The following is a 9,853-nucleotide window of genomic DNA, read 5'->3' as shown; positions in this document are numbered from 1 at the left end:
GTCTGACGGAACAACGGCATAGCCGATCCGGCCTGCATAGGATCTATTACTATCTCGAGCTCGCCTATGGCTCGCCGGATGCCGCGAACCCCGAGGTCACGACGCGCGTGCTCACCATCCTGCTGGCCGACGAATATTGATCCGGCGCAGCCATCCCCCCGACCGGGGGGATGGCCCGCCCAAGTCTGCTTGAGCAGACTATGCGGGCAACGGACGCCGCGTCCGCAAATGCGGGAGGGGAGGGCGCGGGCCTGAGATGCCGCGCGATTGCGCGTGGCCGGCGCCAGTGGCGCCGTTCGCTTGCCCTTCACTGGCTCCAAGGAGACTTATCATGGCCGCATATTTCGCCGCGCATCCCGATCACGCGTTTCTCTTCGCGTTCGGCTGCTTCGCCCTCACCGTCTATCTGTTCCGCTATGTCGGTCCCGGCATTGGCGGTGGCGGCGACTGGTCCTCGCGCGATCATTATGAGCGCAACCTGCGCGATGGTCCGGACGACTATTGCTGAGGTGCCGCGGTCATGAAGACGATCGTCGTCAGCCTGCTCAAGGGCGGGGTCGGCAAGACCTTCCTCGCCACTCATCTCGCCTGGTATCTCGCCGAACCGCCTGAGCGCCGCGTCGCCTTCGTCGATCTCGATCCCCAGGGCAGCTCGACGCGGCGCCTGGGCGCCGAGCGGCAGGGCGGGTTTTCCGCCGACCTGTTCGACCCTGCCGCTACCCTGTGCGCCGACGGGCAGGGCGGGCTGACCGTGCTCGGCGCCGATCCCCGCCTCCAGATGGTCAAGGCGGCGCAGGATGTGCGCGACTTCATCGGGCGCTTCCCGGCGCTCCGCCCGCATTTCGACTATTGCGTCATCGACACCGGTCCCAAGTGGGACGAGCTCACCTTGAGCGCGATGGCGGTCGCCGATGCCGTGATCGCGCCGGTGCAGGTGGCTGAGGATTCGGTCGAATGCGCCAAGATGCTGCTGACCGCGCTGCGCAAAGCCGAGGCCGCGCGCGCCGGCCGCAAGATCGCTTTCCTCGGGCTCCTCCCCTCGATGGTCAATCCGTTCGACCGGCGCGAGATGGAGAATGCGGTTAAGCTCGCGCATGCGGTCGGCGAGAAGCTCATGTTCCCGGCCTTCATCAAGGCGCGGCCGACCTACAAGCATGCCGCGGAAAATCATCGTCCGGTATGGCTGGAGACCGGCAGCGGCGCCAAGGCGGCGGCCGAGGAGATCCGCGCGGTGCTCGCCGAGATCGAGCGGCGCATGACAAGCCTGGAGGTCGCGGCCGCCTGATGGGCAAGTTCGACGAGCGCATCGAGGAGTTCGGACTTCTTGTCGGCGACCATGAACGAGCGCGCCGGGTCGAGGATATCGAGCTTGCGCGCATCCTGCCCGACCCCGGCAATCCCCGGCGCAGCTTCGACGATGACGCGCTCGCCGAGCTGGCCGCCTCGATCGCGTCGCGCGGCGTGCTGCAGCCGATCACGGTTACGCCGCCCGACGCGAACGGCATGCACCGGATACGTCTGGGCGAGCGCCGCTTCCGCGCATCGCAGCTGGCTGGCCTTGCCACGATCCCCGCGATCGTCGTGCCGGTCGGCGAGGGGGTGCAACTGCTGGCCGACCAGATCGTCGAGAACGACCAGCGCGCCGATCTGTCGTCGGTCGAGCTCGCCCATGCGATCGCCCGGATGCTGAAGGGCGGGATGAACCAGGTCGAGATCGCGGCGGCACTCGGCCGATCCAAGCAGTTCGTCTCGCTCTATGCCGCCTATGGCGACATGCCGGCCTATCTCAAGGCGGCCCTGCCGTTTGCGCCCATTCGCCTTCTCTATGATCTGCACCGCACTGCGCGGGACTACCCTGCCGAGGTCGAGGCCTATGTCGCCAGCTGGGGCGACGCCGGCGCAACGCTCGCCGCAGGATCGCGCTTCATCGCCGAACTCAAGCAGACGCACCCGGCGCCGGCCCCTCCGCGGGCGCCTGTGGCACAGCCATTGGCCCCCACCGACCGCGATCCGGTTCGATCGGGCCTCACGGACAAACCCTCCGCGCCGATCCGATCTAGACTACCGGTCTTGGTCGACGGCTTCCCTGCGTGGCTCCCGCTGGCGCCTTTGGTCACGGTGATTTTCGAGGATGGCCACGAGCGTGAAGTCGCTGCCTCGTCGATCGGTCCGATCGGCGAGAGAGGCGAGGCATTGCCAACAACTGACCCGCCTCCTCCGCGTTCGTAGTTTATCTTGCACGATGGTTTGGGCCCGCCCCTTGCTGCGGACGATCGATGTTCAAGAGGCGTTCACTGGCCGAAGAGCGATAGTCTGCCCAAGCAGACTATAAGATGAGTTGAGTAAAGGTGAGGGCCGGATAGGCTTGGCGCCGGGGATGTATGACAATAGCGTTGGGGACATGCCCGTCCTCACCTTTCGGCTCGACGATGATGTCGCCCAGCGCTTCGCCGCGCTCGCGGCGGCATCAGGCGGCCGCTCGGCGCTGTTGCGCCGCTTGATCGGTGACGCCTTGGCCATGGAGGCGGGGGAGGGGCATCAGGCGCCGCGCGCCCGCCAGCGCGCAACCTGCCGGGTCGAGGTTCGGCTGATCCCGGAAGAAATCGCCGCGCTCGACCGCGCGGCGGATGTGCTGGGGATGAAGCGTACCGACTGGATCACCACGCTGTTGGCGCGGCGCTTGCGCGCAAACGCGCCCTTGCCGCGCGAGGAGCGAGCGGCCGTCGCGCAGGCGTGGCGCGAGCTCAATCGGATCGGGATCAACCTCAACCAGGCGACCCGCGCGCTCAACGCCTCGGTGATGGTCGAATCCGGCCTCGACGTCGCGCGGGAAGCGGCCAGGGTCGCAAGTTTCCGGTCCGAGATCGTCGATGCGCTTGCCGGTCTCGGGGCCGCGCTCAAGGGCGATCTTCGCTACTGGGACACGGCCGATGCGTGAGGAGGAGGGGGTTCTCCCGCTTCCCAGCCTGATGGAGGCCTGGCGGCCGCCGACAGGCGGCAAGCGGACCCTGCGCGGCGCTTATGTTCGGATCAAACCGGGCGGAAGCGGGGGCGGGGCCGCCCGGCCGATGTCGATGAGCCAGGCCGAGGCGCGCGCCAAGCTCGAGCGGATCGTGCGCAAGGCGCCCGAGGTGATGGTGAAGGTCTCCGGCAAGCAATATGGCGCTCATCATGTCGCCGAGCATTTCGGCTATGTGGCGCGCCACGGGAAGCTCGCCGTCCGATCGAGCGAGGGCGAGATTATCACCGAGCCGGATCGGCTCAAGGCGATCGCTCAGGACTGGGCGATGCTCGACGAGGCCATGAACGAACATGGCCGGGAGCGGCCGACGTCGATGTCGCTGGTGCTCTCGATGCCCGGGGGATCGACCGACGCCGAGACGCTTCATGACGCGGCGCAGGCATTCGCGCGGATCCTGTTCGAGGCGAACCATGCCTATATGCTGGCGCTCCATACCGACACCGATCATCCCCACGTCCATCTGACGGTGGCGACCGAAGGGGCGGACGGAACCCGCTTCAATCCGCGCAAGGCGGATCTCCATCATATGCGTGAGACCTTCGCGCATGAGCTGCGCGCGCGCGGTGTCGCGGCCGAAGCCACCCCCCGGCGCGCGCGCGGCCATGTCCAGAAGCGGGTCCGTTCGTCCGCGCTCCATCTCGATGCCCGGCTTGGGGGCGAGGGGCGCAGGCTCAATCTCGCGCAGCTCAACGAACTGCGGGCGCAAAGCTTCGTGCGTGCGGTCGACCAGGAGCGCCGGGCAGAAGATGTCATGGCGCTTTCGCGCCAGAAGCAGATCCGCGGCGCCTATGCCGAGGCAGCGGTCGCGCTCGCCGGCACCGGGAAACCGGAAGATCGTGCCTTGGGGCAGGAAATCGCCGGCTTTCTGGCGGCGATGCCGCCGGCGGTGTCGCGGCGGCTCGCGCGCGCGCGGGAGATACTGCAATCCGAGCGGCCGCCGCAGGAGCGCCGAAACGAGCCGGAGGGCGTTTCGCCGCCCACAGGTGCGGACGAGGGGCGGCCACCGCTTCACCGGGATCGGGAACGATGATGGCCGGCGCTGCCGGACCTTGCCTGTGTGACCTGGGCATCCTATTTGGATACAATGTCAAAATATCTCGGAAAATAGCTGATTTAGGCGCTGATACGCGCTTCTGGCTTGTTAGAAAAAAGCGTGCTATTATCTAACGGGTAGGAGCACAGTCAATGTCTGCGGTAGCCGATCGGATCATGAAGCGCGTGCGGGGCAAGGGCCGTGGCTGGGTGTTCACGCCCAAGAGCTTCGTCGACTTCGGGACGCGTGGGTCGGTCGACATGGCGCTGTCGCGCCTCGCGACATCCGGCGACATCCGGCGCATCGGCCGGGGTCTTTATGACTATCCGCGCAAGCATGACAAGCTCGGTGCGCTCAGTCCCGATCCCGCCAATGTCGCCAAGGCCCTCTCGACGCAGAGCGGGGACAAGCTCGCGCCGTCGGGCGCGGCGGCGGCGAACAGGCTCGGGCTATCGACCCAGGTTCCCGCCCGGGCCAGCTATGCCACGACCGGGCGGACCCGGGTCAGGCAAGCGGGCGGGCGCAGCCTGACGCTCAAGCACAGCCGCGCACCGGTGATCGACAATGCGCCTGACTCGGTCAACGCGGTCGTGCAGGCGCTCGCGCATCTGGGGAAGGACAATATCGACAGCGACAAGATCCGGCACTTCGCCGCCCGCCTCGATGATCGCGACATGCGGATGCTTGCCCAGGCCAGGGCCGAGATGCCCGGATGGATGGGCGACCTCGTCTTAAAGATCGGCGCCGCCCGTAATGGATGAGTTCGCTCGCAGACCGGCCGAGGCAGATATCAAGAGAGATTAGTAAGTTTACAGAAAAAATATAAACTGCCATAACCTCGCTATGGATGCTCGTAGAAACCCCTTTGCGCCCGGCGCAGGTACACCGCCGCCTGAACTCGCGGGACGCGGTGCATTGCTGGAACGCAACGCCGTAGCTCTTGACCGGATCCGCATGGCGCGAGCAGCCCGACCGAGCATCCTGTACGGTTTGCGAGGGGTAGGAAAAACCGTTCTTCTCGCCACCATGCGGGATGCTGCGGAGCGCGAAGGGATGGCCGTAGTCGCGATAGAAGCTCCTGAAAACCGATCGTTGCCGGGGATATTGGTTCCTGCGTTACGGGCGGCACTGCTGCGTCTCGATCGGTTAAAACAAGCTTCGGCCGGCGTGAAGCGCGCTCTGCAAGCGCTGGCGGGATTCGCGAAGCTCAAGGTCAAATATGATGATCTTGAGGTCGCGCTGGATTTCGAACCCGAGCCGGGCCTTGCGGACAGTGGCGACCTCGAGACCGACCTGGCCGATCTGATTGTCGCCGTGGGAGAGGCCGCCCAGGAACGAAAAACTGCGGTCGTCCTGGTGATCGACGAACTGCAATATGTGCCAGAGGAACAGCTCGCGGCATTGATTAGCGCGCTCCATCGAGCCAGTCAGAGACAGCTACCGGTAACCATGCTGGCAGCTGGTTTGCCTCAGCTTCTGGGGCAAATGGGGCGAGCAAAATCCTATGCAGAGCGTCTGTTTGAATTCATCGCCGTAGGTCCGCTGGATGACGAGGCGGCGCGGGACGCCATCCGTCTGCCAATCGCGCGCGAAAAGGAGTCCATCGAAAATGCGGCTTTGGATGCAATTTTGGCGCAAACCCAGGGGTATCCGTATTTCCTTCAGGAGTGGGGAAAGCATGGGTGGGATGTTGCTGATGCTTCACCGATCACCGCCGCCGATATCGCAGTTGCTACAAAAAGCGCACTGGCCGAACTGGATGCGAGCTTCTTCCGTGTGCGTTTTGACAGGCTGACGCCGGCAGAAAAGCGATATCTCCGCGCAATGGCAAGCTTGGGTCCTGGTCCGCATCGATCAGGCGATGTCGCTGAAGCTATGGGGGTGAAAGTCTCGAGCGTCGCACCGACCCGCAACAGTCTGATTGCAAAGGGTATGCTCTATAGTCCTGCTCATGGGGACACGGCGTTCACAGTGCCGTTATTCGATACCTATATGAAAAGAGTGATGCCTGAAGCTTAGTCTTGGCAGATGATGGCTGCCTGCTTGTGGAGGTGCGGCCATAAGTGATTGTTATACAACGATAAAAATCTGATAATTTGTATTATGTTAAATCAGTGCCAGCATCCACAAGCGAGTGGCCGCTCACGCACAGAAGTCTGGCGTCAAAAGCCGAACGCACCGAAAAGCTGCTGTTCTCAGGCGGGCTGCCGAAACCCGACAGGTTGGCAACCAGCTGGGTTTCGTGCCTGCACAAAGATGGGCTAAATGCGGGACCAATGGAATCGAGCGAGGGAACTTGCATGATCACCGCCAAGCACATCCCTTGGGAGCCGATCGGCACTTTGCCGGAAGACCGGAAAGACGGCCGTCGCTTGCTGCTCTGGGAGGTTGACCTCCCTGTGATCGGGCGATGGGATAGCGACCGCGAAGGCTGGGAAGATCCCGAAAGCATGCATATCCTGGAAGAAGTCACCTATTGGGCCGACATCAACCCACCCGTGTGATATGGGGCAATACTAAGGACTGGGTTAGCTCCCATATGACGGTGGGCGTCTTCTGCCTCTGCATTTACAAATGTCGACAACCGCCAAAATCTCAGTCGTTCGCGCCTGAAATTCAGGCCTGATGGCCGACCTTCGTTATGATCAATCGCAACGTCATAGGCTTCGACTAATTAGATTTCTCGCTACCCATTTGTGTATCCTTTGGTTACACCGGATCCCATGAAGACCAAGGATGCAGGGCTGAGAATCCGGATTGACCGCGAACTCCGCGAGGCGTTTGTGGAGGCGTGTCGCGGCCAAGACAGGCCTGCAGCCCAAGTTCTGCGGGAGTTCATGAGAGAGTACGTAAGCGCCCACGAGCCGCTTTCGAGCAAACATAAGGGGCCTAGGCCGTCGCATGGCAAGGGGACGGCACATGGGCAATGAGGCTGACACCTGCCGCAAGCATGTCGTTCCCAAGCTCCAGGCGGCCGGGTGGGATAACGACCCGCATTCAATTGCGGAACAGCGCAGCATTACGGATGGCCGCGTCATTCCCATGGGCAAGGGCTTTATCCGAAAACCTCCAAAGCGCGTGGACTACCTTCTGCGTCACACGCGCGACTTTCCGATAGCCGTTGTCGAAGCGAAAGCGAGTTACAGAACCGCCTTCGACGCCGTGCAGCAGGCGCGCGAATATGCTGAGATGCTCGGTCTGAAGTTCGCGTATGCGACCAACGGCGCGGACATCATCGAGATCGATTATTTTACTGGGCGTGAAAACCGGATCTCGGCCTATCCTACTCCGGACGAGTTGTGGCAGCGCTATCAGACCGGATCGGGCATCACGGGCATATCGCAGGTCTCCCAGCTTCTTGCGCCCTACAATCACGACGGGGGTAAGGCGCCGCGCTACTATCAGCAGATCGCCATCAACCGTACCATTGAGGCAATCCTAGGCGGCAAGAAACGCGTGCTCCTCACCATGGCGACAGGCACCGGGAAAACCGTCGTTGCGTTCCAGTTATGCTGGAAACTCTGGTCAAGCCGCTGGAACCGGACAGGCGAGCACCGTAAGCCGCGAATTCTCTTCCTTGCCGACCGGAATATTCTGATCGACGATCCCAAGGACAAGACGTTCGCGCCGTTCGGCGATGCGCGCCACAAGATCGCCTCCGGCGAAATCGTCTTCAGCCGCGAGATGTATTTTGCCATCTATCAGGCGCTCGCCGAGGATGAGCGCCGTGAAGGCCTGTTCCGAGATTACCCGTCGGACTTCTTTGACCTTATCATCGTGGACGAATGCCATCGTGGCAGCGCGCGTAATGACAGTTCCTGGCGCGCGATCCTTGAGCATTTCAAGCCGGCCTTTCAGCTGGGCATGACGGCGACGCCGCTGCGCGATGATAACCGCGACACCTATCTCTACTTCGGAAACCCCATTTACGAGTACAGTCTGCGTCAGGGAATCGATGATGGCTTCCTCGCCCCCTATCGTGTGCACCGGGTTGTGACGGCGTGGGATGCCGCCGGGTGGCGCCCCAGCAACGAGGAGCTTGACCGCTACGGCAGATCGATCCCTGACGATGAGTATCAGACCAAGGACTTTGAGCGTGTGGTTGCACTGCGCGCGCGCACCGAGGCTATCGCGCGCCATCTCACGGATTTCCTCAAAAAGACGGATCGCTTCGCTAAAACCATCGTCTTCTGCGTGGATCAGGAGCACGCGGCCGAGATGCGCGAAGCCCTTGTGAACCTCAACTCGGATCTGGTCGCGCAATATCCCGACTACGTGGTCCGTGTGACGGCCGACGAAGGCGCCATCGGACGAGGGCACCTCTCGCGCTTTCAGGACGTTGAAAAGGAAACGCCGGTCATCCTGACCTCATCGCAGTTGCTGACGACGGGAGTTGACGCGCCGACGTGCAAGAATGTCGTGCTGGCCCGCGTCGTCGGATCAATGAGTGAGTTCAAGCAGATCATCGGACGCGGCACCCGGCTGCGCGATGATTACGGCAAGCTGTGGTTCAACATTATCGATTACACCGGGACGGCGACCCGGATGTTCGCTGATCCGGTGTTTGACGGCGATCCGGCGCGCATCACAGAGGAAGAGATCACCGAAGATGGTGAGACGACTTCGGTTACGGAGACGGAATCCCCGCCCGGGGGCGATACTGACGTGCCGGTGGACGGGGAACCTGGCATCATTGAGCCTTCCACAACCGAACCCCGCAAGTTTTACTTCGACGGCGGACATGTTGAAGTGGTGGCACACCTTGTCCATGAGCTTGATCCCAACGGCAAGCAGCTCAGGGTCGTCAAGTACACCGACTATGCCGCCGAAAGCGTCCGGTCGATCGCAACATCAACGGCGGAGCTGCGCTCGCGCTGGGCCGACGCGGACAAGCGCCGTGACATCATTGAGGCGCTCGCCGAGCGCGGGATCGACTTCGGCGAGCTGATCGAACAATCAGGCCAGCCGGACGCTGACCCGTTCGACCTCCTTTGCCATCTTGCCTTTAACGCGCCGTTGCGAACCCGACGGGAGCGCGCGCAGCGCGTGAAGATGGAGCGGAAGGATTTCTTTGAGCGGTTTTCGCCAGAAGCCCGCGAAATTCTTGATGAGCTGCTCGAGAAATACGCGGATCATGGTGATGCGCAATTCGTGTTGCCGGACGTTCTGCGCGTCCCTCCCATTTCCACCCACGGCCAACCCGCGGAAATTATCAGGCTGTTCGGCGGTGCCGATCAGCTCCGCACAGCCGTGAATGACCTTCAGGAATTGCTTTATGGCCACGCGTAAGAAGAAAGCCGGCAAGAACGGCGCGCCGATGACGACGGCGCAGATGCTGGGAAGTCTGCTCAAATCCGCGCGCGATATAATGCGCAAGGACAAGGGGCTTAACGGCGATCTTGACCGGTTGCCCCTGCTCACCTGGATCATGTTTCTCAAGTTCCTCGATGATCTTGAGCAGCAGCGCGAGGACGAGGCGCTCCTCGGAGACAAGAAGTTCAAAGCCGCGATCGAACCGCCATACCGATGGCGGGACTGGGCTGCGCATCCCCAGGGTATCACCGGTGAAGAGCTGCTCGCTTTCATCAACAACGATGAAGCTATCCGACCCGACGGAACGCGGGGGCCGGGCCTATTCGCCTATCTGCGCTCGCTCTCCAGTACAAATGGCGACAATCGCCGTGACGTCATCGCGACCGTCTTTAGAGGCGTCGATAACCGCATGAGAAGCGGCTACCTGCTCCGTGACGGGCTCTGTTGCAAAGATTGGCGGCAGTCAGAGGTAGGCTGTCGCTCTG

Annotated in this window: 12 protein-coding genes; all 12 read left to right on the top strand. The window is 62.5% G+C overall.

Going from position 1 to position 9,853, the window contains the following annotated elements; genetic code table 11:
- Positions 1–140: DUF3768 domain-containing protein (locus ET21_RS27845; protein ID WP_156029304.1), on the top strand; the 140-nt coding region annotated here is incomplete at its 5' end.
- A gap of 191 nt (positions 141–331) precedes the next feature.
- The gene (locus ET21_RS28225) at positions 332–508 is read left to right on the top strand and encodes a hypothetical protein (RefSeq protein WP_013039042.1); all 177 of its coding nucleotides are present in this window, start codon (positions 332–334) and stop codon (positions 506–508) included.
- Positions 509–520: 12 nt separating this feature from the next.
- A complete protein-coding gene (locus ET21_RS0119135) occupies positions 521–1,285 on the top strand; it encodes a ParA family protein (protein ID WP_030540908.1) in 765 nt (254 codons plus the stop codon).
- Positions 1,285–2,229, top strand: coding sequence for a ParB/RepB/Spo0J family partition protein (locus ET21_RS0119130; protein WP_030540907.1), 945 nt, complete (start codon positions 1,285–1,287; stop codon positions 2,227–2,229). Before ET21_RS0119135 ends, ET21_RS0119130 begins: the two co-directional genes overlap by 1 nt.
- A gap of 148 nt (positions 2,230–2,377) precedes the next feature.
- Positions 2,378–2,938 (top strand): plasmid mobilization relaxosome protein MobC, encoded by a 561-nt coding sequence (locus ET21_RS0119125; protein WP_037471456.1) that lies wholly within the window; start codon positions 2,378–2,380, stop codon positions 2,936–2,938.
- A complete protein-coding gene (locus tag ET21_RS0119120; RefSeq protein ID WP_030540905.1) occupies positions 2,931–4,052 on the top strand; it encodes a relaxase/mobilization nuclease domain-containing protein in 1,122 nt (373 codons plus the stop codon). Before ET21_RS0119125 ends, ET21_RS0119120 begins: the two co-directional genes overlap by 8 nt.
- Before the next feature lie 155 nt (positions 4,053–4,207).
- Positions 4,208–4,816 carry a DUF6088 family protein gene (locus ET21_RS0119115; protein WP_030540904.1) on the top strand — a complete coding sequence of 203 codons (609 nt, stop codon included), beginning with the start codon at positions 4,208–4,210 and terminating at the stop codon, positions 4,814–4,816.
- 82 nt (positions 4,817–4,898) lie between these two features.
- On the top strand, positions 4,899–6,074 hold the full coding sequence (locus tag ET21_RS0119110; RefSeq protein ID WP_030540903.1) for an AAA family ATPase: 1,176 nt from the start codon (positions 4,899–4,901) through the stop codon (positions 6,072–6,074).
- Positions 6,075–6,355: 281 nt separating this feature from the next.
- Positions 6,356–6,559: a hypothetical protein gene (locus ET21_RS0119105; protein WP_030540902.1), complete on the top strand. Its 204-nt coding sequence runs from the start codon at positions 6,356–6,358 to the stop codon at positions 6,557–6,559.
- Positions 6,560–6,778: 219 nt separating this feature from the next.
- On the top strand, positions 6,779–6,985 hold the full coding sequence (locus ET21_RS28595; protein WP_062734569.1) for a hypothetical protein: 207 nt from the start codon (positions 6,779–6,781) through the stop codon (positions 6,983–6,985).
- The gene (gene hsdR / locus ET21_RS0119100; RefSeq protein WP_030540901.1) at positions 6,975–9,344 is read left to right on the top strand and encodes an EcoAI/FtnUII family type I restriction enzme subunit R; all 2,370 of its coding nucleotides are present in this window, start codon (positions 6,975–6,977) and stop codon (positions 9,342–9,344) included. Before ET21_RS28595 ends, hsdR begins: the two co-directional genes overlap by 11 nt.
- On the top strand, positions 9,331–9,853 hold a 523-nt coding region (locus ET21_RS0119095; RefSeq protein ID WP_030540900.1), incomplete at its 3' end, for a type I restriction-modification system subunit M N-terminal domain-containing protein. The genes hsdR and ET21_RS0119095, both read left to right, overlap by 14 nt.

Origin of the sequence: Sphingobium sp. DC-2, from assembly GCF_000722555.1 — a bacterium.
Lineage (GTDB): Bacteria > Pseudomonadota > Alphaproteobacteria > Sphingomonadales > Sphingomonadaceae > Sphingobium > Sphingobium quisquiliarum.
This window is presented reverse-complemented; position numbering and strand designations above follow the sequence as displayed.